This is a genomic window from Sphingobium sp. AP50 (assembly GCF_900109095.1).
Lineage (GTDB): Bacteria > Pseudomonadota > Alphaproteobacteria > Sphingomonadales > Sphingomonadaceae > Sphingobium.
Window position 1 is genome coordinate 13,156 of record NZ_FNYZ01000013.1, and the last position, 23,960, is coordinate 37,115.

26 protein-coding genes are annotated in these 23,960 nt (G+C 64.3%); 23 read left to right on the forward strand and 3 right to left on the reverse strand.

Features of this window, described 5'->3' with window-relative positions; genetic code table 11:
• Nucleotides 1-174: 174 nt before the first annotated feature.
• From BMY84_RS18710 to BMY84_RS18745, 8 genes are all read left to right on the forward strand, one after another.
• A complete protein-coding gene (locus BMY84_RS18710; RefSeq protein ID WP_093085673.1) occupies nt 175-843 on the forward strand; it encodes a MotA/TolQ/ExbB proton channel family protein in 669 nt (222 codons plus the stop codon).
• On the forward strand, nt 840-1,337 hold the full coding sequence (locus tag BMY84_RS18715) for a flagellar motor protein MotB (RefSeq protein WP_093085674.1): 498 nt from the start codon (nt 840-842) through the stop codon (nt 1,335-1,337). Before BMY84_RS18710 ends, BMY84_RS18715 begins: the two co-directional genes overlap by 4 nt.
• A gap of 65 nt (nt 1,338-1,402) precedes the next feature.
• Nucleotides 1,403-1,969, forward strand: coding sequence for a flagella basal body P-ring formation protein FlgA (locus tag BMY84_RS18720; RefSeq protein WP_093085676.1), 567 nt, complete (start codon nt 1,403-1,405; stop codon nt 1,967-1,969).
• Nucleotides 1,970-2,015: 46 nt separating this feature from the next.
• Complete coding sequence (gene flgM, locus BMY84_RS18725) at nt 2,016-2,294, forward strand: flagellar biosynthesis anti-sigma factor FlgM (RefSeq protein ID WP_093085677.1); 279 nt, start codon at nt 2,016-2,018, stop codon at nt 2,292-2,294.
• A 12-nt stretch (nt 2,295-2,306) separates the two neighbouring features.
• Entirely contained in the window at nt 2,307-2,615 is a 309-nt protein-coding gene (locus tag BMY84_RS18730) for a hypothetical protein (RefSeq protein WP_093085678.1), read from the forward strand.
• Nucleotides 2,616-2,760: 145 nt separating this feature from the next.
• The gene (locus BMY84_RS18735) at nt 2,761-3,579 is read left to right on the forward strand and encodes a flagellar biosynthesis protein FlgJ (RefSeq protein WP_093085680.1); all 819 of its coding nucleotides are present in this window, start codon (nt 2,761-2,763) and stop codon (nt 3,577-3,579) included.
• An 8-nt stretch (nt 3,580-3,587) separates the two neighbouring features.
• A complete protein-coding gene (gene flhA, locus BMY84_RS18740) occupies nt 3,588-5,708 on the forward strand; it encodes a flagellar biosynthesis protein FlhA (protein WP_093085681.1) in 2,121 nt (706 codons plus the stop codon).
• A gap of 14 nt (nt 5,709-5,722) precedes the next feature.
• A complete protein-coding gene (locus BMY84_RS18745) occupies nt 5,723-6,454 on the forward strand; it encodes a sigma-70 family RNA polymerase sigma factor (protein WP_093085683.1) in 732 nt (243 codons plus the stop codon).
• Between the two features lie 173 nt (nt 6,455-6,627).
• Here BMY84_RS18745 and mdoH read toward each other — a convergent pair whose 3' ends face one another.
• From mdoH to BMY84_RS18760, 3 genes are all read right to left on the reverse strand, one after another.
• The gene (gene mdoH, locus BMY84_RS18750; RefSeq protein WP_093085684.1) at nt 6,628-8,514 is read right to left on the reverse strand and encodes a glucans biosynthesis glucosyltransferase MdoH; all 1,887 of its coding nucleotides are present in this window, start codon (nt 8,512-8,514) and stop codon (nt 6,628-6,630) included.
• Between the two features lie 65 nt (nt 8,515-8,579).
• Nucleotides 8,580-10,067 (reverse strand): glucan biosynthesis protein, encoded by a 1,488-nt coding sequence (locus BMY84_RS18755; RefSeq protein WP_093085686.1) that lies wholly within the window; start codon nt 10,065-10,067, stop codon nt 8,580-8,582.
• 214 nt (nt 10,068-10,281) lie between these two features.
• The gene (locus BMY84_RS18760; RefSeq protein WP_093085687.1) at nt 10,282-11,088 is read right to left on the reverse strand and encodes a flagellin N-terminal helical domain-containing protein; all 807 of its coding nucleotides are present in this window, start codon (nt 11,086-11,088) and stop codon (nt 10,282-10,284) included.
• A 313-nt stretch (nt 11,089-11,401) separates the two neighbouring features.
• Here BMY84_RS18760 and BMY84_RS18765 point away from each other — a divergent pair, with 313 nt between their 5' ends.
• From BMY84_RS18765 to fliR, 15 genes are all read left to right on the forward strand, one after another.
• The gene (locus BMY84_RS18765; protein WP_093085689.1) at nt 11,402-12,694 is read left to right on the forward strand and encodes a sigma-54 interaction domain-containing protein; all 1,293 of its coding nucleotides are present in this window, start codon (nt 11,402-11,404) and stop codon (nt 12,692-12,694) included.
• A 14-nt stretch (nt 12,695-12,708) separates the two neighbouring features.
• On the forward strand, nt 12,709-13,068 hold the full coding sequence (gene fliE, locus BMY84_RS18770; protein ID WP_093085690.1) for a flagellar hook-basal body complex protein FliE: 360 nt from the start codon (nt 12,709-12,711) through the stop codon (nt 13,066-13,068).
• Nucleotides 13,069-13,071: 3 nt separating this feature from the next.
• A complete protein-coding gene (fliF, locus tag BMY84_RS18775; RefSeq protein WP_093085692.1) occupies nt 13,072-14,841 on the forward strand; it encodes a flagellar basal-body MS-ring/collar protein FliF in 1,770 nt (589 codons plus the stop codon).
• Nucleotides 14,834-15,850 (forward strand): flagellar motor switch protein FliG, encoded by a 1,017-nt coding sequence (gene fliG, locus BMY84_RS18780; RefSeq protein WP_093010998.1) that lies wholly within the window; start codon nt 14,834-14,836, stop codon nt 15,848-15,850. Before fliF ends, fliG begins: the two co-directional genes overlap by 8 nt.
• The gene (locus tag BMY84_RS18785) at nt 15,843-16,502 is read left to right on the forward strand and encodes a FliH/SctL family protein (protein ID WP_093085693.1); all 660 of its coding nucleotides are present in this window, start codon (nt 15,843-15,845) and stop codon (nt 16,500-16,502) included. Before fliG ends, BMY84_RS18785 begins: the two co-directional genes overlap by 8 nt.
• Nucleotides 16,499-17,827, forward strand: a complete 1,329-nt coding sequence (locus tag BMY84_RS18790; protein WP_093085695.1) for a FliI/YscN family ATPase — start codon at nt 16,499-16,501, stop codon at nt 17,825-17,827. The genes BMY84_RS18785 and BMY84_RS18790 overlap by 4 nt, the downstream gene beginning before the upstream one ends.
• Nucleotides 17,824-18,252, forward strand: coding sequence for a hypothetical protein (locus BMY84_RS18795; protein WP_093085696.1), 429 nt, complete (start codon nt 17,824-17,826; stop codon nt 18,250-18,252). The genes BMY84_RS18790 and BMY84_RS18795 overlap by 4 nt, the downstream gene beginning before the upstream one ends.
• Entirely contained in the window at nt 18,252-19,691 is a 1,440-nt protein-coding gene (locus tag BMY84_RS18800; protein ID WP_093085697.1) for a hypothetical protein, read from the forward strand. Before BMY84_RS18795 ends, BMY84_RS18800 begins: the two co-directional genes overlap by 1 nt.
• 27 nt (nt 19,692-19,718) lie before the next feature.
• Nucleotides 19,719-20,384, forward strand: a complete 666-nt coding sequence (gene fliL, locus BMY84_RS18805) for a flagellar basal body-associated FliL family protein (protein WP_093085699.1) — start codon at nt 19,719-19,721, stop codon at nt 20,382-20,384.
• A 110-nt stretch (nt 20,385-20,494) separates the two neighbouring features.
• A complete protein-coding gene (locus BMY84_RS18810) occupies nt 20,495-21,379 on the forward strand; it encodes a flagellar motor switch protein FliM (protein ID WP_093085700.1) in 885 nt (294 codons plus the stop codon).
• Complete coding sequence (fliN, locus tag BMY84_RS18815) at nt 21,376-21,711, forward strand: flagellar motor switch protein FliN (protein ID WP_093010976.1); 336 nt, start codon at nt 21,376-21,378, stop codon at nt 21,709-21,711. Before BMY84_RS18810 ends, fliN begins: the two co-directional genes overlap by 4 nt.
• Nucleotides 21,712-21,784: 73 nt before the next feature.
• Nucleotides 21,785-22,048, forward strand: coding sequence for a FliO/MopB family protein (locus BMY84_RS18820; RefSeq protein ID WP_093010973.1), 264 nt, complete (start codon nt 21,785-21,787; stop codon nt 22,046-22,048).
• Nucleotide 22,049: 1 nt separating this feature from the next.
• Nucleotides 22,050-22,820: a flagellar type III secretion system pore protein FliP gene (fliP, locus tag BMY84_RS18825; RefSeq protein WP_093085702.1), complete on the forward strand. Its 771-nt coding sequence runs from the start codon at nt 22,050-22,052 to the stop codon at nt 22,818-22,820.
• Between the two features lie 88 nt (nt 22,821-22,908).
• Nucleotides 22,909-23,181 carry a flagellar biosynthesis protein FliQ gene (gene fliQ / locus BMY84_RS18830; protein ID WP_093010967.1) on the forward strand — a complete coding sequence of 91 codons (273 nt, stop codon included), beginning with the start codon at nt 22,909-22,911 and terminating at the stop codon, nt 23,179-23,181.
• Nucleotides 23,178-23,960 (forward strand): flagellar biosynthetic protein FliR, encoded by a 783-nt coding sequence (gene fliR / locus BMY84_RS18835; protein WP_093085703.1) that lies wholly within the window; start codon nt 23,178-23,180, stop codon nt 23,958-23,960. The genes fliQ and fliR overlap by 4 nt, the downstream gene beginning before the upstream one ends.

The window sequence follows — 23,960 nt, forward strand, 5'->3', positions numbered from 1 at the left end:
ATCAGCAAGAGCCGTGCCATTTTGCGTGGGTGACGCAGGATGGTGGTGAAATCTCCCGGAAACAGGGGGCTTGCAGGGAGAGGCGGCAAGGGCGGCAATTTTTTGCCGGTCGGCGGCAGGGCGTTGCCGCCGGGCGACGAGACGACAGAAGAGACGGCAAGGGACCAGGCTTTCATGATCGCGATTTTCGGCCATTTGTTCGATCCGCTGACCTTGCTGGCCATGCTGGCAGGGATCGCGCTGGTGGCCCTTTTTCAGAATGGCGCCGGGTCGATGGGCAGGGCCATATCGGCATTGCGGCCACTATTTACTGCCGATCCCACGCGGGATCGCGATGCGGCGCGGGCTGCGATGCTCAAGATCGATCAGGTGGCGCAATTGCGGGGGCTGGCCTGCACCGACCGGGTGAAGACCGCCAGCCCGTTCCTGACCGACGCAGCGCGCAAGCTGGCCAATTGCGACCGTACCGACATGTTCGAACTTTGGGCGGTCCAGACCCTGACCGACCGGGCGCTGCGGCATGGCGCCGTGCACAAGGTATGGCTGTCGATCGCCGACGCCGCGCCCGCGCTGGGCATGGCCGGCACGATCATCGGGCTGGTCGGCATGTTCGCCGCGATGGACGATCCTGCCGCGCTTGGGCCGTCCATGGCGCTGGCGCTGCTCACCACCTTCTATGGTGTGGTCATCGCCAATATCATCGCCGCGCCGATTGCCGCGCGCCTGGCCGACCTGTCCGAACGGGAACTGGCCTGGCAACGGGAAGCGGCGGACCGGATGCTGGCAATCGCTCGGCGGGAAAATGCCCCGCTGCGCCGCGCATCCATCCGCGAGGTCGCATGACCATCGCTGTCACCTCTGCGGGGCGGCGCAATCGCTGGGCGGTGAGTTTCGCCGACCTGTTGTTGCTGTTGCTCGCTTTCTTTGTGCTGCTTCAGGCCAGCGGATCGCGCCGTGACGCCATGCTGGCGCAGGTCAGCCAGCAATTTGGCGGCCGGGCGATGGCGCAGGGTGTAGAGTTGCCCGCTGCCCAATTATTTGCGCCGGGCGAGGCCCTGCTGACGGAGGCGGGCCGGGCGCGATTATCCGCGGTCGCGCGCGGTTTTGACAAAGATGCTGGTGGCGTGGAAATTCGCAGCCATGGTACTGATCCATCGCGCCAGCGCTTTGACGAATGGGATCTGGCCGCCGCCCGTCTGGGTGCCGTCGCGCGGGCGTTGCGAGCGGATGGTATCGCGCAGGGGCGGCTTTCGATTCGGGGGCTGGATCAGGCCGATGGCAAGAGCGGGCAGGGGCAGGTGATCCGCATCGCGCCTGCACCAATGAAAGCCGCCTGACCCCGGTTGGCACGGATATTGCTGAAATCACGGGATAGACTGTCCGCCTCATCAGGAGACAAGCCGTGTTTCGAGTATCGTCCATCCTTCTCGCCGCCGCCGCGCTGACGATCGTCCAGCCCGCAGCAGCGCAGCAGAAATTCGAAAATCTCGACCGTATCGACAGCCTGGTGGCGATGACCGTGGGTGCCAATCTGGGCGAACCGGGCGGCCCCGCTGCGCCGGTCGATCGTCGTTTGCGGCTGGCGGCCTGTCCGACCACGCCGACCGTCGAAGGTCCGGTATTCGGGGCCGCGATGGTGCAATGTGCGGCGCTGGGCTGGCGTATTCGCGTGCCGCTGGTGGCGGGCGCGTCCGCTGCCGCGTCGGGTCCATTGCCGGGCCATGCTGCCGCCAATCGCTTCACCCGTGCTGCGCCCGTCGCGCCGAAGGACAATGTCGTGCGCAAGGGCGATCCGGTTCAACTCTTGGCCGGAAATTCGGCTTTCAGCGTCTCGCGAATGATGGTCGCTGACGAGGATGGCGCCATGGGAGAGACGATTCGGGTGCGCGAAGACAAGAAAAGTGCGCCTATTTTCGCGCAAGTCGTGGAAATGGGGGTTGTGCGCATTCCGGGATTTAATAGTTTTTGAACTTGTCCGTTATAGGGTTTGAGGGACGAGTGAAGGATTTTACCCAATGATCAACTCTGTGGGCCAGAGCATGAGCAGCGCCATCGGCGCGACCAGCCTGCGAGAAGGTGGCAAGACCCGCGCGTCTACGGCAACCGGTTCCGCCACGACTGCGTCCGCGTCGGCTTCGGCCAGCCCTGCTGCCCGTATGGCCGCCGAAGGTGCGCCGGTCGACATGGACCGTATCGCCGCGATCAAGTCCGCCATCGCTTCGGGCAACTACCCGGTCGATGCCAATGCCATTGCCGATCGCATGGTCGAACTCGACCTGCCATCCGCCGGATAAGGAATAGCCATAATGCCGCTCGGTCTTGCTGCGCTGGATGATCTGTTCGATGCGTTCGAGGATCTCCGCGATGTTCTGGGCAGCAGCGATGCGGTGGCCATCGAAACGGCCAGTGATCGTGTCAGCCGTGCGGCTTCCGCCGTGCGGGCTATCGGCGCCTGGCGATCCGAACCGGCGGTGGTCGAACGGCTGAGCGCGATGATGCCGCTGCTGGAAAGCGCGCGGATACGGGTCAGCCTGCTGGCCGATCATAGCAGCCAGCGCCTGTCCATCCTGGCAGCGCACGGTGCGCGAGCTGCGCCATTGACCTACGGCCGCTGAAAATTTTCTTCGGTTAATCCTAAAGCGGCGCCTTCGGGCGCCGTTTTTCGTCGTGCCGAATCCATTTTCTTGCGGCCACGTTAACCAAATATTGGCACAAGCCTTGCTCTAATGTCCTCGCTAGCAAAGTGAGGATTTGGGTTCAGTGTCGGCTTTCGCAGACATATCGGCAACGTCGGGATCGACCGGCAATCGCGTGACCAACGCGATTGCGATGGCGAGCCGTCGTACCGGCGTGGACTTCAGCTATCTGCTGGGGCAGGCGAAGATCGAATCCAGCCTCAATCCCACGGCGCGCGCGGCAACATCGTCCGCCACCGGCCTTTATCAGTTCATCGACCAGAGCTGGCTCGCCGTCGTCGACAAGCATGGCGCCGAATATGGCCTGGGTTGGGCCGCCGATGCGATCAGCCGGGGCAGCAATGGCCGCTATACCGTGTCCGACCCCGAATTGCGCCAGCAGATACTCGACCTGCGCAAGCATCCTGAAACCGCGTCGGTCATGGCGGCCGAACATGCCGCCGACAACAAGGCCTATCTGGAATCGAAGCTGGGCCGTGAAGCGGAGCCGGTCGACCTCTATCTCGCTCATTTTCTGGGCGTGGGCGGGGCATCCAAATTCCTGTCTGTGCATGATCGCGCGCCGGACGCCACGGCCGCATCGCTGTTCCCGGCGGCGGCGCGCGCCAACCGTTCGATCTTCTACGACAAGCAGGGCAATGCCCGCAGCTTCTCCGAAATTCGCGATCGCTTCGCTGCCAAGCTCCAGAAGAGCTCGGACAGCCTTGGCGGTCCCGCCCAATATGCCGATGCCTCTTTGCCCAGCGGGTCGAAGACGGTGCAGCCCGCCGATTATGTGCGGATCGAAACCCAGCGCCTGAGCGAGCAGCCTGACATCATGGTCAAGCCGCAACCGCAGACGGCGCGTCTCGCCTATCTCATGCTTGCCACCCTCGGAAGGTAACGGCCAGAATGTCCCCTGCCCAAGTCAAAGCGAAAATCTGGATGAGCGCCGTCAAGGGCGCCGTGCTGCCGTTCGCGACATTGATGGTCGTTGTGTTCATGATGGTGCCGGTGCCGGCGGTCATGCTGGATATCGGTTTCATCACCAATATCATGATCAGCCTTGCCGTGCTGATGGTGGCGCTCAATGCCGCCAAGCCGCTCGACTTTTCCAGCTTCCCGACGGTGCTGCTGTTCGCGACCCTGCTGCGGCTGGCGCTGAACGTCGCATCGACCCGCGTCGTGCTGGTACAGGGGCATGAGGGCGCGGATGCAGCAGGCCAGGTGATCGAGGCCTTCGGTCACTTCCTGATCGGTGGCGACTATGTCGTCGGTATCTTCGTCTTCGCGATCCTGATGATCATCAACCTGGTCGTCATCACCAAGGGGGCGGGTCGCGTGTCCGAAGTGTCGGCGCGCTTCACCCTGGACGCCTTGCCGGGCAAGCAGATGGCGATCGACGCCGATCTCAATGCCGGCCTGATGACGCCCGAAGAAGCCAAGATCCGCCGGCAGGAAGTCGCGACCGAGGCGGACTTCTATGGCTCGATGGACGGTGCCAGCAAGTTCGTGAAGGGTGACGCGGTTGCGGGCATCCTGATTCTGGTGATCAACATCATCGGCGGCATCATCCTGGGCGTGGTCAGCCATGGGCTGGCGATCGGTGAAGCGGCCCAGACCTATATCATCCTGGCGATCGGTGACGCGCTGGTGGCGCAAATTCCTGCGCTGCTGCTGTCGATTGCAGCGGCCTCGATCGTCACCCGCGTCAAGAGCGAAGGCGATCTGTCCGGCCAGATCGCCGGTCAGTTCGGCACGGGCAAGGCGTGGATTCCGGTCGCTGCCATTCTGGGTTTCCTGGGCATCCTGCCCGGCATGCCGCACATGATCATCCTGCCGGCCGCGGCGGTTGCGGGTGGCATCGCCTGGCAATTGCGGGCCGCCAAGCAGAAGAAGGCCGCCGAGCCGGTGCCGCCGCCGCCCGCGCCCAACCCGGCGCTGATCGAGTGGGACGATGTTTCTGATGGCGCGGTGCTGGGTCTGGAGATCGGCTATGGCCTGATCGGGCTGGTGGATGAGCGTAAGGGCGCGCCGCTGATGGCACGTATCACCGGCATCCGCCGTCAGCTTTCCAAGGAACTGGGCTTTGTCGTGCCGATGGTCCGCGTGAAGGATAATCTGGCGCTGGAGCCGAACCAGTATCGCATCACCATTGCCGGTGTCGTGGTGGGTGAAGATGAAATCTGGCCCGACGATCTGCTCGCGCTCGACAGCGGCGCGCTGGAGGGGACGGTGCAGGGGCGCGCGGCGAAAGATCCAACCTTCGGGCTGGATGCGGTGTGGATTTCGCAGGCGAAGCGCAGCGAAGCGGTGGTCGCGGGCTATACGGTGGTCGATCCGCCGACGGTGGTCGCGACTCATCTCAACCAGCTGATCGCGATGAATGCGGCCGAAATGTTCGGTCTGGACGAAGCTCGCAAGCTGCTCGACAATCTGAAGGACGCCGCGCCGCAGCTGGTGGAAGGGCTGACGCCCGGCCTGCTGAGCCTCACCCAGATCAGCGCGCTGTGCCGCGCGCTCCTGTCCGAGGGCATTGCGCTCAAGGATTTCCGTCGCATCTGCGAGGCGATGGTCGATGGCGCACGGCCCGACATGAACATCGAACAGCTGGTGGAAGCCGTGCGTCAGCGCATCGGCGCCCTGATCATTCAGGGTCTGGTGCCGGTGAAGATGCCGCTGCCGGTCATCACGCTGGACGGCGATCTGGAAGCGATGCTGGCGCAGGCCATGCGGGTCGCGGGCGACGCCAAGCATCCGATCGAACCCAGCCTTGCCAACCGCATCGTCGAATCGGTGGTCCATGCCGCACGGCCGATGCTGGGGCAGGCGCGCAATTTCGCCATCGTCACGTCGCCGGTCGCGCGTCGGGCGCTGGCCCGTCTGTTCAAGCCGCATCTGCCCGAAACGCCGGTGCTGTCCTTCCTGGAAATCCCCGACGGTAAGGGAGTGGAAGTAGTTGCGGTGGTAGGAAGCGAATCCCGACCTGCGCCGCGCCATGACCCGCTGCCGCAGCGCGAACGAGTGGCCTGAGGAAAGGCTGAGTCATGTATATGAACAAGATCACGGTTGGCGCCCATACCTATGCCAAGCCCGGCGCGAACAGCCCGGAACGGCTGGCCCGGCAATATATGCCGCTGGTCCGCAAGATCGCCTGGCACGTCCATGGTCGCGTATCGAGCGCGATCGAGGTCGAAGACCTGCTTCAGATCGGCATGGTCGCGCTGGTCGAGGCCGCCAATAGTTTCGAGGATCGCGGGCTGGGCTTTGCCGCCTACGCTCAGTTGCGGGTGCGCGGCGCGATGATCGATCATCTGCGCAGGCAGGCGACCTTGTGCCGGTCCGCCATGACCAGGCGCAAGCAATTGGGCAAGGTGCGGAACGCGCTGGAGCAGAAGCTTGGTCGCCTGCCGACCGAAGCGGAAATGTCGGTGGAGATGGGGCTGGAGCCCGCAGCCTATCGCGAGGTCGCCGACAGTGTCGAGATGGTGCAGCACACCAGCATGGACGAGGTCTATTCGGACCAGTCCATGTGGTTCGCCGATGTCGAGGATCGCGCCGACGATGTGATGGAGCGCGAATCGCTGAAGAAGGCGCTGGCCGCCTGTATCGGCGAACTGCCCCAGCGGGAGGCGATGGTGCTGCAACTCTATTTCGTCGAGGAACTCAATCTGGAAGAAATCGGCCAGACGCTGGATATCGGTGCGGCGCGGGTCTGCCAGATCAAGAAGGCCGCGCTCGACAAGCTGCGGGAAAAGCTGCGCGACTGGAACGATTGATCGCCTAACAGGCGGTCACCAATAGGATATCCGGCGCTTAACTTCGCATGTTTCCCGCAAGTTTCGACATTTTCGGACAAATGTTGGAAATTTAATGTCGTGGGATAGGTGGCGTCAGTCGGCGTTTGCAATGTAGTCGGGGTGCGGTTGGTAGGACAGGGATGGTCCGTCCCTCATTCGTCGTTGGCGGGCAGGCGTCCCTTGCGTCGGCCGGCGCCCGTGGGCCAGCGGAAACGCAGCGGGCGATAGCCCTGCGTGCGCCACCACGGATCGGCGACCTGAAACAGGCCGCTTTCCTCCGCCTTGCGGCCCAGATCCTTGCGCGCGGTGATCGCCGCAAGCACGGGCGCAGCGAACAGGCCCACAACCACCGGCAGAGTCCAGCCCAATGCGCCGGCGCGGATCGCCAGCAGCGTCAGCCCGGCACCCAGCAACAAATGCCATTTGAACAGCCAGATCGCGCTGGTGATGGCCATGCCGTCGCGGTCGCGGGTCTGGCCGTTCCAACTGCTCTTGCGGCCCATCAGGATGCCGAACAGGTTGATCGTCTGGGTCAGCATCGCGACCGGCGCCATCAGGATCGACAGCAGCACGTCGGCGATCACGCCGCGCGTCATGCGCGCTGCGCCGCCAAAGCCGATGCGCCGTGCCGGGTCTGCCATAGCCCAGAGGATCGACAGGATCTTCGGCCCGAACAGCAGCACCGCCGTTACCGCCAGCAGGGCGCCCGACGGCAGGATGGCGGCGGGCGGCCAGAAGCCGCTGGCCGCGCCACCAAGCACCACCAATATCAGTGCCAGCCACATGGGCGACGTGCAATAGGCGCTGGCACCGACCAGCAACTGAAAACGGCTGACCGGGTGCAGGCCGGCGATCTTCACAAGCAGGGGGACATGCTGGATATTGCCCTGACACCAGCGGCGATCGCGGGTGAAGACGTCGGGCATGGAGGGCGGGAATTCCTCGAAACTATCTTCGGCCGTGACCATATGCACGTCCCAGCCGCGACGGCGCAGCAGGGCGGCCTCCAGCATGTCATGGCTCATGATATGGCCGCCAAAGGGCGCGCGGCCGGGCAGTTCGGGCAGGCCGCAGCTTTGTGCGAAGGCGCGCACGCGCACGATGGCGTTATGGCCCCAGAACATGCCTTCGGACCCCGCCCACCAGATCATGCCGGCCGCCGAGATCGGGCCGAACAGGCGGCTGGCAAATTGCTGCCAGCGGGCGAAGAGGGTGGCTGCGCCCATGACGGTCGGGACGGTCTGGATCAGGCCGACATGGGGATGCCGCTCCATATCGGCGGCAAGGCGGGCCATGGTCTGGCCGCTCATCACGCTGTCTGCGTCCAGCACGACCATATAGTCGTAGCCGCCGCCAAAGCGTTGTACCCATTCGGCGATATTGCCCGGCTTGCGCCCGATATTGAGCGCGCGGCGGCGATAATGGACCGGCCGGGAGAAAGAGCCGCGCATTTCCAGATAGGCGCCGCGTTCATGCTCGCCATTTTCCGGGTTGGAATCGGACAGGATGAAAAATTCGAACCTTTCGCCGCCCATGACCTGCGCCAGAGAGCGCTCCATGATCGACAGGCGGCCCAGTACGCCCAGAAAATCCTCGTTACAGACCGGCAGCAGGATGGCGGTCTTGCCGCGCAGCGGTTCGGATGCGCGCAGCGGGCGCGGCGTGACGCTGCGGCCCTTGCCCACGGTCAGCAGCAGGAAGCCGATGGTGGCGGTCGCAAAGCCGAAGGCGATCCAGGCGAACAGTGAAATGAAGAGGGTGAGATAGACGCCCTCCAGCGGATCAATGCCATCGAGGCCGATCGACCGGCGCATTTCATGCGCGGCCATCGCGGCAGGGATCAGCGCCAGCAGCACGACCAGCAGGCGCCTTGCCCACAGGTCGATATTGAAGCGCCGCCGTGCGACCGGCGGCGGGGCGGTGGAAAAGTCCTGCTCCGGCATGGCGAGCGGGCTTTCGGGCGGAACCCGTTCAAAGGCCCGTTTCAATGGCTCATCTTCGCCACCCGGCCCGGCAGGCCGTGCGCTTCCCTGTTCCATGCTGATCAGACCCGCTTTCTACTGTCCCAAGGTGCCAGAACCCTTCTTTGCCCAGAGGGTTCCCTTCACGCACCGAGCGGGTAATGCACATATTCGCTGAATGCACGATTGCCGCTGCGCAATTGCAGGCGAATATCGGCCGTTTTCCCCTGATTTCGGGATATGTCGAGTATGACGCGGAACAGCCGGTCCTGCCCCAGCACGGGATAACCGGCCTGTTTGAGGAGCGTGCCGCCGCTGACATCGGCCCAGATATCCGGTTTGTTGTCAGCCGATACGCCCGCGAAATCGATGACCAGCCGCTCGGCATCGGGCTTGTCGCCGCGCCCGCGCCAGACATTTTCGACAATGGCGAGGCCGGAGGAGGCAGGGGCACGCGCCGCTGTCCAGTCGAGCCGATAGCCGATATCGATCCGCGCGCCGGGGCGGGGCGGGGCCTCCGGGGTCCAGTAGCCCGCGACATTATCGGTATATTCGCTGTCGGTGGGGAAGGCGTAGAGCCGCACCTGCCCGGCGCCCAGCGGGCTGGTCGGTGTCGCCCAGAGCGAGGGGCGACGGTCGTAGAAGACGCCATCATCCTGATAATGATCGAAATTGCGGTCGCGTTGCAGCAGGCCGAACCCCTTGGGACTGACTTCCTTGAAGGCGCTGAAATGCGGGGCGGACGGGTTCACGATGGGGCGGGCGTGGACATTGCCGTCGGCACTGGCGATCGACAGCAGATCGCTGTCATGGATTTCCGGCCGCCAGTCCGTGCCCTGCGTGCGATTGGCCTGATCATACCAGAACATGCTGGTCATCGGCATCAGTCCCAGTTCCTCGATCGGACGACGCGGGAAGAGGGCGGCGGTGACATCCTGCCGCACACCATCCGGCCCCAGGCTGCTGACGAAGCGATAGGCGCCGGTGATCGATGCGCCGTCCATCAGGGCATAGACGGTGACGCTGCTGGCGCCGGCGCGCTCCAGCCAGAAATGGGTGAAACGGGGAAATTCTTCCTTGCCCGGCAGGCTGGTGTTGATGGCGATGGCGCGGGCGGACAGGCCGAACTGTTTCTGCGGGCTGGGCGCGCGGAAATAGCTGGCGCCCAGGAAGGACAGCCAGTCGCCATCCCGCTTGGCGTTCATGATACGGAAGCCGGCAAAGCCTGCGTCCGGCCCCAGCGCGGCGACGGCATTGCCTGCGGGCGCATCGAACATATTGGGATCATAGCGCAGCGGGGTGGCGCGGCCTTTCTCCACGATCGCGATCGACACGGGCTGTGCGGCATTGGCCGACAAGGGGAAGAAACGGATGCCGGTGTCGCCCGGCAGATCACCCCACAAGGTGCGATCGTCGCGGAAGCGCGCGCCATGCAGCGCGTCATAATCCACCTTCGCCGCACCGGGATGGTGGGGCGTTTCCCGATAGGGTGTGCGTGCCTGCCCCTGTGCCAACGCGACCAGCCTTTCCCAGGAGAAGGCGGTGGCCTTCGTCTGGGCCAATAGCATGTCGGGGAAGAGCAGGGCTGCGCCGGTGGCGGCGATCATCGCGCGCCGGTCTATCTGGGTCATGGACGTCATCATGGACGGCGTGAACGGTCGAGCCAAGCCTTGTATCCATCAGGACGCAAAGAAGCCTCCGCCCGGGGGGACGGAGGCTTCGATATGGTTGGTCGTTCGATCGAAGGTGTGAACCCCCGGCGCGGTGGGGACTGTTGATGCGCCGGGGGTCACATTGGCGGACTGTCAGGTGACCAGGACCTCAGCCCGCCAATCTTGTTGGGGCTTAGCCGATCAGCTTCAGCACGCCCTGCTGGCTCTGGTTGGCCTGGGCCAGCATCGCGGTCGACGCCTGGCTCAGGATCTGCTGCTTGGCCAGAGCGGTCGTTTCGGCCGAGAAGTCGGCGTCTTCGATGCGGCTCTTGGCGTCCGTCAGGTTGGTGATGTTGTTGGTCAGGTTGTTGACGGTCGATTCGAGGCGGTTCTGCACCGCACCGAGATCGGCACGCGCCGTGGCGATCGACTGCAGCGCATCGTCGAAGGTGGTGAGGTCAGCGTCGGCCGGTGCGGTGGCGTCGACGGCCAGAGCGTCAGCCATGCCGGTCAGCACGTCGGTCAGTTCGATGTCGACCTTGTCGGTGGCATTGGCGCCGGCCTGGATCGAGATGGTCTGGTCCGAAGCGAACAGCTTGGTGCCGTTGAATTCGGTGTTGGTCAGCGTGTCGGTGATCTGCGTCTGGAGCTGGGCAACTTCCGCCTGGATGTTCGCCTTGGCGTCGTCATCGTTGGTGCCGTTCAGCGCCTGGACGGTCAGTTCACGCATACGCTGCAGCATGTTGCTGACTTCGCCGAGCGCACCTTCCGCCGTCTGCGCCAGCGAGATGCCGTCATTGGCGTTGCGGACGCCCTGGGTCATGCCCTTGATCTGGGCGGTCATGCTCGAAGCGATGGCGAGGCCGGCGGCGTCGTCCTTGGCGCTGTTGATGCGCTTGCCGGTCGACAGGCGCTCCATGGCGGTGCTGAGAGCCTTGGTCGCCGAAGACGAAGCATTGGCCGAGCGCAGCGCCGCAGTGTTGGTTCCGATAACAGTCATGATATTCCCTTTCCGTTCATCAGGTCGCTGTCATCAGACGCTTGCGGCCTCGAAAGGGGATAACGGCGGGGTGCCGCAGGCTTTTAGTGCCCGGCATCATTTTTTCGAAAAATAGCGTTTTGCCAGCCTCTTACGCGCGCGCGTAAGACAGGAGCCGATGATTTTGCCGGATTGTGCGGAAAAAAATTGCCGGTCTGCGGCAAGCGGCAACCGGCATTAACCATCTGATAACCACATCGGCGGTAAATATTAACCATCGAAGGGGGCTGGGGCGTACGGGGGTACAAGCCGGCCATATTGTGGGGTTTTGTTCATGTCATCACTTGACGTGAGCCGTGGCGTCTGCGCGCTCGTTCCCGGGTTGCAGCACTGGCTCGAGAATGCGCTTTATGCGGTACGGATCGTGGATGCCGCAAGCCCGCGCGAAAAGGATAGTCGCCGGGTTCTCCTGGCGACGGAGATCGGCCATGCCACCCATCGCGACATTTTGATCAACCTGATCGACGGTGCCCCGTCTCTGGTTGTGGCCGCCAATGGCCTGCCTGCTCGCGTTGCCTTCGGGATCGCAGACATGGGCTTTGCCTTTGCCCTGATTGCTGAACTCGCGCGTCCCGCTTCGGTTCCCGCCGTCGGCGACAGCAGCAGCGCCCGTCTGATGACGCTGGCCGGTCGCGTTGCCCGCAGCGATGCGACGGTCCTGATCCAGGGCGACACCGGCACCGGCAAGGAAGGCATGGCGCGCTTCCTGCACGCCCAGTCGGGCCGCAACGGGCATGACTTCATTGCCGTCAATTGCGCGGCCCTGCCCGAAACCATGATGGAAGCGATGCTGTTCGGCCACAAGAAGGGCAGCTTCACCGGCGCGTCCAATGCGTCGGAAGGCCTGTTTCAGGCGGCGCATGGTGGCACGCTGCTGCTCGACGAAATCGCCGAACTGCCGCTGGCGCTTCAGGCCAAGCTGCTGCGCGCCCTGCAGGAAGGCGAAGTGCTGCCGGTCGGCGCGACTCACCCGGTGCCGGTCAATGTGCGCGTCATCGCCGCCTGCAACCGCAACCTGGCCGAGGAAGTTGCCGCTGGCCGCTTCCGCGAAGATCTCTACTGGCGCCTGAACGTCATGCCGCTGGAACTGCGCCCGCTGGCCGAGCGCCGTGGCGACATCAGCGCCATCGCCGCCGCCATGCTGCTGCGCTTGCAGGATATGGGCAAGGGTGGGTTCGTGTGGCCGACCGCCGCTGCGCTGGACAAGATGAGTGCGCATGGCTGGCCGGGCAATGCTCGCGAACTGGGCAATGTGCTTCAGCGCGCGCTTGTGCTGCGCGACGGCGACCGGATCGAGGCGGACGACCTGCATCTGGGTTCGGCACCGCAGATCGTGGTGCTGCCGGTTCAGGCACCCGCGCAGCCGATCGTCGCGCCGGTCGAACTGATCGCGCCCGTCGAGCCGATCCGCCTGCGCGATGTCGCCCGCCACTCCAAGCTGGAAGCGATCCGCACTGCCCTGCGCGAAACGGACGGTCATCGCGCCGCCGCCGCCCGCAAGCTGGGCATTTCCGAACGTACGCTGCGCTATCGGCTCGCCGAGATGCGCGAGCTGGCTGCGGCTTGAGGGGAAGATAGGGCATGACCGGAATTTCTCCCACCGACAGCGTGATGGCGATCCGCAACGCCATCCTGCAAAAAAATGCAGCGCTGCGCGACGTTTCCTCGACCGGCAATGTCGGCGGGGCGAATGGCGCCGCCGCCACGCAGGGCACGCAGCCCGGCGGTTTTACCGAAGCGCTCAACAGCGCGCTCAATCAAGTCAACGGCCTGCAAAATCAGGCCGGCGAAGCTGCCGCCGCGTTCGAGCGCGGGGAAACCACGGATATCGCCGCCGTCATGCTGGCCAAGCAGCAGGCGTCGGTCAGTTTCGAGGCGACCCTGCAAGTCCGCAATAAACTCCTGTCCGCCTATAAGGACATTATGAGCATGCCGGTCTAAACCATGAGCGAGAACGCACTCAGCACCAATGTCGGCGCCGCAGCGCCTGCTCTGCCCGCCGGCTCGTCCTTCGGAGGCGGCGCCAAGGGATTCGACGCGCTCAAGGCGCGCTTCACCGGCTTCATCAAGCAACCGGCGGTCGCCAAGAGCCTGCCGCTGCTGGGCCTGCTCGGCACCGTCGCGGTTGCCGGCATGGCCTGGATGGCGCTGCGCGAACCGCCACAGCGCGACCTGTTCCGTGCCCTGCCGGATGCCGACAAGTCAGCCGTCGCGCAGGTGCTGGACCAGAGCGGCATCAAATATGATTTCGACAGCAGCGGTGCGATGACCGTTGGCGAAGGCGATTATTTCAAGGCGAAGATGATGCTCGCCGCCCAAGGCCTGCCCAAGAGCGCGCCCGACGGCAACAGCATGATCGATAGCCTGCCGATGGGCGCCAGCCGCGCGGTCGAGAATGAAAAGCTGCGTTCGGCCCGCGAAACCGATCTGGCCCGCACGATCGAGGCGATCGACAGCGTCGAAACCGCCAAGGTCCATCTGGCGGTGGAAGCGCCCAGCGTGTTCCTGCGCGACCGGACCAAGCCTTCGGCATCGGTGATGCTGCGCCTGTCGCAGGGTCGCAGCCTGACGGATGCGCAGGTCAGCGCGATCGTCCACCTCGTCGCCTCGTCCATTCCGGAGCTTAATCCGGAGGATATTTCGGTGGTCGACCAGAATGGCCGGCTGCTCAGCAATAATGATGGCAATGCCGCCGACGACCGCCAACTCGCCATTCAGGGCAAGATGGAGGATCGCTATCGCCAGTCGGTGATCGCGCTGCTGACGCCGATTTTGGGCGACGGCAATTTTTCCACCGAAGTCCATGCCGAACTGAACTTTGCCGAACGTCAGGCCACCCGCGAAACCTATCCGCAGGATGAAGCCCGGCTGCGCACCGAACAGGGCACCTGGGCATCGGACCCGCGTGGTCAGGGCACGGGTGAAGCCAGCGGCATTCCCGGCGCGATCAGCAATCAGGCGCCGGTCAACCCCACCGTCACCCAGACCAATCCCAATGGTCAGGCGGTGCAGCAGGGTCAGACCGCGCAGCAGCAGCCCGGCACGCCGCCCAACCCGCTGATGAAGACCGAAGAAACTTTCAACCGCAGCTTCGAACTGGGCCGGGAAGTGTCCGTTACCAAGGATGCGATCGGCACCGTCAAGCGCCTGTCGGTCGCGGTTGCGCTCGACAATGGCGCGGATGGCAAGCCGCGCTCGGCACAGGAAATCGCCGCTCTGGAAGCGCTGGTGAAGGGCGCGGTCGGTTTCGACCAGACGCGCGGCGACGTGGTGGCGCTTTCGTCGCGTAGCTTCGTCAAGCCGCAGGAAGCGGTCGCCCCCTGGTATGAAGCGGACTGGATGTCGCCGCTGGTGCGCAATGTGTCCGCGCTGCTGGTCGTCCTGCTGCTGGTCTTCGGCATTGGCCGCCCGCTGCTCAAGCGCCGCGCTGCGCCGCAGGTGCCTGCCGCGCTGACGGACGCTGCTGCCGGGGCCAATGGCGCCAATGGCGAACGCATCGGTCTGGAGATTTCGGGCGAACTGAACAAGCAGGCAGTCGTTGCAGGCCCGGCCGATCCGGACGCCCCGGTCACGCTCGACATGATTTCTTCCACCTATGACTATGTCCAGCGCGCCGACCTGATCCGCAATTTCGTAAAGCAGGACCCTGATCGTGCCGCGCTGGTCGTCCGCGACCTGCTGCGCGACGCAAAGAAGGAAAAGGAAAATGCCTGAGATCGTCCCCGGCCGTCCCGAGGCGCTCAAGGGCAGCGCCGCCGCCGCCGTCCTGCTGATGCTGTTCAACGAGGATGAGGCCGCCCAGATCCTGTCGCGACTGGAGCCGGAAGAAGTCCGCCAGCTTGGCTATGCCATGTATGACGTGCAGGATGTCGACCCGGAAGAAGTGAACGAGGCGCTCGATCATTTCGTGACCAAGGCGAAGAAGCGCACCACCATCGGCTATGGCGCGACCCGCCATATTCGTGGGGCCATGACCAAGGCGCTGGGCGAGGAACGCGCGGAAACCATCCTGGCGCGCATCACGCCGCCGACCCGCTCCACCCAGCTGGAAATGCTGAAGTGGATGGATGCCAAGGAAATCGCGGTCCTGATCGAATCGGAGCATCCGCAGATCATGGCGATCGTCCTGGCGCATCTGGAAGCGCCGGTCGCCGCCGACGTGCTGCAATTGCTGCCGTCCGAATATCAGGAAGAGATCGTCTATCGCATCGCCACGCTCGGCCCGGTGTCGAATGAGGCGCTGGAGGATCTGGAGCAGTTGCTGTTGCGCGGTCCGGTCAGCAAGCAGGGTGCGGCGTCGCAGCGCGGCGGCACGGTCGAAGCAGCTGCGATCATGAACAATGTCCGCAAGGATAATGAGCAGCGGATCATGAAGGCCGTCGCCAAGCGCGACAAGATGATCGCCCAGACCATCGAAGAGGAAATGTTCGTCTTCGATAACCTGATCGACATGGACGACAAGAATCTGGGCACGCTGATGCGCACGGTCGACAGTCAGGTGCTGGTGGTGGCGCTCAAGGGCACGACCGACATGCTGAAGGGCAAGATCTTCAGCTGCATGTCCGCCCGCGCCGCGCAGGCGATTGCCGACGAGATCGAGGAACGCGGGCCGATCCGCCTGGCCGAAGTGATCGACGCGCAGAAGCTGATCATCGCCACCGCGCGTCGCATGGCCGACGCCGGCACCATCATGCTCGGCGGGAAGGGCAACGACTTTGTCTAAGATTTGGGGTGCCGAAGCGGTTCAGGATTTTGCGCCGGTTGCGGTCGCCGGATTTCGCCCGGCCGAAAGCAGCGGTTTTCGTAGCCTCTACACCGCGCTGCCCGCGCAGCAGACCGCCACGGTCCGCGCCGCGATGGAAGCGGCGATGGAGGAAGAAGACCCCAATGCCGGCATCGACCTGATGGAGGAGGCACGCATGGAGGCCTTCACCCAGGGGTTTGACGAAGGATCGCGGGTCACGGCGCAGGCCTATGCCGCCGACGCTGAAACGCGCAATCGCCTGACCGAGGCGCTGGAACTGCTGGCACCCGCGCCCAGCGGCATGCTGTCCACCATGCTCTCCGCTACTGTGGTTCGGCTGGTCGAACAGATTGTCGGTGAAGTCGAAATCGATATGGAGCGGCTGCTACAGCGCTGCGACACCGTCGCCGCCTTCATCGAGAGCAATCAGGACAAGAGCGCCCTGCATCTGCATCCCGATGATGCGGATTTGCTGAAGAATGAAGCGATCGGTGTGCCGATGATTGCGGACAAGAGCATGCAGCGTGGCTGCGTGCGGCTGGAAACCGCCGACGGCTGGGTCGAGGATGGTCCGGATGTGCGGCTGTCGCGCCTGCGGTCGTTGATGGACGACATGGAGGGCAAGGCATGATCCGCGCTGCGCTGGCGCAGGCGGAAACGCTGTTCGATCATCTTCAGGTGCAGAACCGCCAGCCGCGCCATGTGGGTCGGCTGGTCAGCCATGATGCGGGCATGCTGGAAGTCACCGGCTTCCGCCGTCCGATCGGTTCGGGCGCGCGTGTGCTGGCAAGTGATGGATCGGTCTGCCGCGCCGAAGTTGTCGGTTTTCGCGGTGATCGCACCCTGCTGGTGCCGCTGGACGCCGACGCGCCGCTGGAAAATGGCATTCGTGTGGAGCCGGACAGTCAGGCGAACATGGTGCAAGTTGGCGACGGGCTGATCGGCCGGGTGGTCGACGCCATGGGCCAGCCGCTCGATCGCAAGGGGCCGATCATCGCTGGCGGCACCTGGCCGCTCAATGGCGTGAAGGGCAATGTGCTCGATCGTGGCCGCGTCACCGAGCCCTTCGATCTGGGGGTGCGCGCGGTCAACGCGCTGCTCACCGCCGGGCGCGGGCAGCGTATTGCCATCATCGCGGGCTCGGGCGTCGGCAAGTCCGTGCTGATGGGCCAGATGATTGCGGGCGCCGAAGCGGACATCGTCGTCGTCGGCCTGATCGGCGAACGTGGCCGCGAAGTGAGCGATTTTCTGGAAACCAAGCTGAAGCATGCGATGCACAAGAGCATCGTCGTTGCGGTGCCGGCCGATCATCCGCCGGTGCTGCGCCTGCGCGCCGCCGCGCGCGCGACCGCCATCGCCGAATATTATCGTGCCCGTGGCAAGAAGGTGCTGCTGCTGATCGACAGCCTGACCCGTTGCGCCCATGCGCAGCGCGAAATCGGGCTGGCACTGGGTGAGCCGCCGGCGATGAAGGGCTATCCGCCCTCGGCGCTGGCGCTGATCCCGCGTCTGGTGGAGCGCGCCGGTGTCGATTCGCGTAGCGGCGGATCGATCACCGCGCTCTATACCGTGCTGGCCGATGGCGACGATACCGACGATCCGATCGTCGACGCCGCCCGCGCCATTGTCGACGGGCATTTCGTGCTCTCGCGCAGCCTGTCTGAACAGGCGATCTTCCCGGCGATCGATATCGGCAAGTCGCTCTCGCGCGTCATGGCGGACGTGGTGCCGGACGACCATCGTATTGCCGCAGCGGGCTATCGCCGCCTGTGGGCCGCCTATGAGGAAAATCGCGACCTGATCCTGATGGGCGCCTATCGCCCCGGCAATGATCCGGTGATCGATGAGGCCGTCCGTCGTCGGCAGGAGATTCTGGATTTCATCCGGCAGGATCAGAAGAGCCGCATCGACCTTGACACCAGCGCCGCTGCGCTGATTGCCGGGTTCGGCGCATGAAGGGGCTGGTCGGACGCCGCCAGCGCGTATTGCGCGTGCGCCATGTCCAGCACGCCATGGCCGTGGCCGAAACGGCGCGCGCACGGGACGAGGCCAATGGCATCGCCTATAATATCGAACGCCTCGGCAAGGTTCGCAAGGAACTGTTCGAGACGGAAGGGCTGGCGAACGGCGCATCCTTCGCGGCGATGCAGGAACTGGCGACCCGGCTGGAACAGGCCGGACGGCAGCTGGATGGTGCATTGTATGACGCGAAGAAGAAGGTCGAGGCGCATGAAGGCCTGACCATCGCCGCCAATCGCGAGAAGGAAATCGCCAGCCGCCTGAAGGAACGCGCCCGCGCGGAACTGGAGGAATGGCGCGAGAACAAGCTGGCGGCGCTGCCACGCTATCGCCGGATGCAAAGGTCGCAGGACAACGGATAATGACCTTATTGACCAGCCTGCGGGCGAAACTCTTTCCTGCCGCGACGCGGACGGGGGCGGCCGGTGCCACCGGCGCACCTACGTCGGCCTCAAGCGATTTTGCCGGGATGATGCGCAAGGCAGATACGCGATCGAGTGACGCCGAAACGCAGCCGAAGTCTTCCGCCCCGACCGTCGCGAGCGAGGCTAAGCCGACGCAGGATGTGGCGGTTGCGCTGGCATCCCGGCCCGGTGCGATCGTTGCGCCTGCCGAAGAGATGCCGGTTCCTACAACGGCAAAGCCGGTCGTCGCAAAAGAGGCGGCGGCTTTGCCTGACATGGCGGCTGCTCTGCCGGTGGAAGCAGACGAGGATGTTGCGCCGACGGATGACGATGCTGAGGTCGCGACGACGGATGCGGCTGCGGATGATGATGCGCAGGCGCCGGTAGCGCCTGCCCCGACGCCGCCCACCCAACCGGCGATGGTGGCAAATATCCCGCAGGGGGTGGTGGCATCTGCATCACCCGCTGAAACTGCGCAAGGGCGAGAGGCGAACGCCGCACCCGTCGCAGCACAACCGCCGATCCCGGCCCAGACGCCGATCCCAGCCCAGACGGCTGAAGCCAAGGAACCGGCCAAGGCGGGCAAGTTCGAGCCGCTGTCGCTGTTGCAGATGGTGCGCGATCACATGACCGTTCGGTCGCCGCGCGCGAAGGAGAGCGCTGCGAACGATATAGTGGCAGCGAGCGGATCGGCCGATCCTGATGCTTCCGCCGCTGCCATACTCTCCGTCCCGACCCAGGGCGGCACGGCTGCACCGGTCGCGACTGCCGCGCCACAAGCGACGTTGGCCCAGCCCACGGCCACCATGCCGACCGTCGACCTGTCCGCCAGCCTTGGCGCGCAGGTGGTCGACATGGGCGTATCGGGCCAGTGGATCGATGGGCTGGCGCGCGACATTGCCGGGCTGTCGGCCAATGGCGCGCAGGGGCGCTTCCAGATCAACGCCCATCAGTTGGGGCCTGTTCAGGTCGATATCCGTCAGGGCAGTGACGGCGCCGCCGTCAGCCTGACAGTCGCGACCGAAGTGGCGGAACTGGCGCTGCGGCAGGATAGCGACCGGCTGAAACTGGACGCAGGCCTGTCTGCCGTGCGGATCAGCGAAGTGAAGGTGGAGCGTGCGCCGCATGTCGCGGAGACTGCGCGGGCTGACTCCACCGGCAACCAGACATCGTCCCAGCAACAGCAGGGCCAGCAACAGGGGCAGACGGCTGGTTGGCAAGGTCAGGGCCAAGGTCAGGGGATGGGGCAATCCTCCGCCCAGTCGCATATGCAGGGCAGGGGACAATCGCGCGAAAATATTGCGTCCGATCATAAAGGAAGCAGCGACGCGGTCGTTCTTAACCATGAACAGGCCGCCGACATGTCCGGCGACTTGCCGCGCGCACGCTTTGCGTGACGGACGCTTTCCTGGGGGAACCATGCAATGAGCGATGAGCCGAAGGCCAAGAAGAAAAAAGGCGGGGGCATGAAGATGATCCTGCTGCTGGTCGCCGGTGTCGTTCTGGGCGGTGCGGGCGCAGCAGGTGGCCTTTATGCTGCCGGCTTCTTCAGCCCGAAGGCCGAAGGCCCGAAGGAAGATCCCAACAAGCCCGTGCTGGTTCTGGCCGGTGAGGATGCGCAGGCGATCGCCACCGCCCATGGCTGGGCCGGTGAAGGTGGCGGCGGTGGTGGCGAAGGCGGCGGCCATGCTGCTGGCGGCGATCATGTCGTGTCTGCGGGCCATGCGCCCGGCAAGGGCATCGACCTGCCCACGCCTGCCAATCCGTCCGCCTATCAGGCGACCTATTTCCAGCTTCAGGCGCCCTTCACGTCCAACATGTCGGACACGGACGCCTTCGCCCAGATCACCGTCGCAGTATCGACCTATTATGACTATCGGGTGATTGCCGCGATCAAGCAGCATGAAATGCCGATCCGCAGCCAGGTGCTGATGATGCTGGCGCAGCAGCCGCAGGAAGTGCTCGACACGCCGCAGGGCAAGCAGATGCTCCAGAAGAAAATTCGCGATATCGTAAACGCGGTTCTGAAGGAAAAGACCGGCTATGGCGGCGTCGATAACGTCTATTTCACGAACTTCGTGATCCAGTAAGCCAGCCCGCAACCGGGGGCTATTAACCTGAATTTTACCATTTTCGTTATTTATGGTCCTGCCTGAACAGGGTCGGGATATCCCCTGACCCTGCGCGGCAGGGGACCAAGATGACGGATGTAAAGGCCTACGCCTTCGGGCGCGGGGAAACGCAGGCGCCGATCATGCTGTCGGGACTGGACCGGCTGGGCGAAAAGCTCGGCCGGCGTATCCGTGCGCTGATCGAACCGATCGCCGGCGTGCGCCCGCTCGTGACGGCGCAGGATACGCGCGTGCTCGAATTCGGGGCTTGGACGGCGGAAGTCCCCGCCTTTTGCAGCCTGTCCATCTATCGCCTGCTGCCGCTGAAGGGGCAGATGCTGCTGCGCATGGACGCGGCGATGATCTCCACGCTTGTCGACTGTTTCTATGGGGGCATCGGCAACCGTCCGCTGCCCATGCGCGGCGAATTCACGCCGACCGAAGACCGGCTGATCGCCCGGCTGGCCGACACCATCACCGCCCGGATGGTCGAAACCTGGACCGACATATTGCCGCTGGAACAGGGGCTGATCCTGCGCGAAAGCGCGGTCGGCTATGCGGCCGCTGCCCAGCCCGGCGACCAGATGGTGTTGCAGCGTTTCATCGTGTCCATCACCCGCGATCAGGAATGGCCGATCGACCTGCTATTCCCTCTGTCCGCGCTACGCGTGATCGAGGCGCTGACCGGCACCAACATGCCGACCGACGAGGAGCATCGCGATCCCGTCTGGCAGGCACGCATCGCCCGCCGGATGCGCGATATCCGCATGCCTGCCCGCACCGTGCTGGCGCGGCCCAATCTCTCCCTTGCCGACCTGATGGAATTGAAGGTCGGGGACGTCATTCCGGTGACCATCGGCCGATCGCTGCCGCTGATCGTCGGCAACCGCATCGTCGCACATGGTACGATCGGCGAACAGGATGGGCGCGCCGCCTTCCAGATTGAAAAGCTTGCACAGGAACCCGATCAATGAGCGACATGAGCGAAGCCCCCCGGATGGACCGGATCGAAGACCCGGTCAGCCGGATGAACAATAATCGCCAGTTCAAGCTGCTGGCCGACATTCCGGTGCGCATGTCGGTGGAAGTCGGGTCGACATCGCTGCGGCTGGCGGAGGTCATGGACCTGGCCGAAGGCAGCATCGTGGAACTGGACCGTCAGGCCGACGATCTGCTCGATATCATGGTCAATGGCGCGCTGATCGCTAAGGGCGAAGTGGTGACGGTCAACGGCCGCTATGGCATCCGCATCGTGGATATTGCCGCGACCGAGAATCGTCTGGCCGGCATCGAGCGGCGCGGCTGATTTTTGCGCTTGCGTTCAGGCTGGAAACGGCGGAACGCAGGCGGATATTAACCATAGTTGCGGGCAGCCATCCATGTTCTGGTATTTCGTCAAACTGCTGATCCTGCTGCCGCTGGTGGGCGGCATGGCCTTTGGCGCGCTGTGGCTGTGGCGCAAATATCAGCCCGGCATGATGGCCGGGCAGGGGGATCGCTCGCTCAAGCTGCTCGAAGCGCTACCGATGGGCGCCTTCGGCAAGCTGGCCGTGGTGGAATTTGAGGGCAAGAAGATATTGGTCGCTGTTACCCGCGGCCGGATCGAGAAGATCGCGGAAGGCGACCCCTATCGTGCGCGGTAAGATGCTGCTGATCGGCGGCGTGCTGATCGCGGCCGGATTTGCACTGGTGGAACCGGCGCTGGCGCAGGCCGTGCCCACGGCCCCCGTCGACAATGGCGGTGCGCTGAGCCGGGCGATGGGCCAGATTTCGGGCGACGGCCGTTCGATGTCGCTGTCGCTGCAAATCCTGATCCTGATGAGCCTGCTGACGGTGCTGCCGTCGCTGGTGCTCATGATGACCAGCTTTACCCGCATCATCATCGTCCTGTCGCTGTTGCGGCAGGCGCTGGGCCTGCAGCAGACGCCGCCCAATCAGGTGCTGGTGGGGCTGGCCCTGTTCCTGTCGCTGTTCGTGATGCGCCCGGCGATCGACACGATCAATGCGCAGGCCTTCGACCCCTATGGCAAGGGGCAGATCAGCATCGAGGAAGCGGTCGGCCGGTCGGGCAAGGTGCTGCATGGCTTCATGACCAAGCAGACCCGGCAGAGCGACCTGAAGCTGTTTCAGGGGCTGGCCGAGGCGCCTGCCTTCCGCTCGCCTGCTGACATTCCCTTTTCGATCCTGTTGCCGGCCTTCGTGACCAGCGAACTCAAGACGGCGTTTCAGATCGGTTTCATGATCTTCCTGCCGTTTCTGATCATCGATCTTGTCGTTGCGTCGACATTGATGGCGCTGGGCATGATGATGCTCTCTCCCACCATCATCTCCATGCCGTTCAAGCTGCTACTGTTCGTGCTGGTGGATGGATGGGCGCTGACCATGGGGTCGCTGGCGGGGTCATTCGCGACATGAGTCTTTCAATCCTTTTCTCCCGTTCGGTTCGAGCCTGTCGAGAACTGTTCTCGACAGGCTCGAACCGAACGGTTTGAGGTAAGAGCGCGTGGAAAACGCCGATTTCTTCATGGGGCTGGCCCAGCAGGCGCTGTGGATCACGGCGCTGGCGGCTGCGCCCATCCTGATCCCGGCGCTGATCGCGGGCCTGATCATCGGCATGGTGCAGGCGGCGACGTCGATCAATGAGCAGACGTTGAGCTTCATTCCCAAGATCTTGGTCGTGGGCGCGATGCTGACGCTGTTCGGCGGGTCGATCATGGTGTTGATCGCTGACTTTACCCGCGAAATCTTCGAGCGGATTCCGGACCTGTTGCAATGATCGCGCCCGGTTTCACCGGCGTCGAAACGCAATTGTGGATCTGGCTGATCGCGATGATCCGGCCGGGTGCGGCCTTCATTGCTGCGCCGGTCTTCGGTGCGCCCGGCGTGCCGCTGCAACTGCGCCTGATCCTGTCCCTGGCGCTTGGCCTTGCCGCGCTCAACAGCGTGACGATCCAGTTGCCCCATGATGGCGTCGCCAGCTTCGAAGGTGTGATGCTGGTCGCGGGCGAAGTGTTGGCGGGCATGGCGATGGGGTTCGCCGTGCAGATCGGCTATGCCGCCGCCTTTGTCGCGGGGGAGACGATCGGCACGGCCATGGGCCTCAATTTCGCGGCGATGGTCGATCCCGCTTCGGGCCAGTCGACGCAGGTGCTCGGCACCTTCCTGTCGATCCTTGCCACCTTCCTGCTGCTCGGCATGGACGGGCATCTGCTGCTGATCAGCTTTCTGGTGCAAAGCTATGTCGCCATTCCGCCGGGTGCGGGCCTGATCTCCAACGACACGATCTGGCATCTGATCGAATTTGGCGGATCGCTGCTGGGCGCGGGGGTCACTGTCGCCCTGCCGGTCGCCTTTGCGCTGGTGCTGGTGCAGATCGTGATGGGGATGCTGTCGCGCGCGGCGCCGGCGCTCAACCTGTTTGCCGTCGGCATGCCTGTGGCGATGATGGCGGGACTGATGCTGCTCGCCGTCGCCGTGCCGATCTTGGCGGAGGGTCTGACCGCGTCGCTCAAGGCCGGGCTGGAACAGGCCCGCTCCATTTCGGAGGGCCGCTGA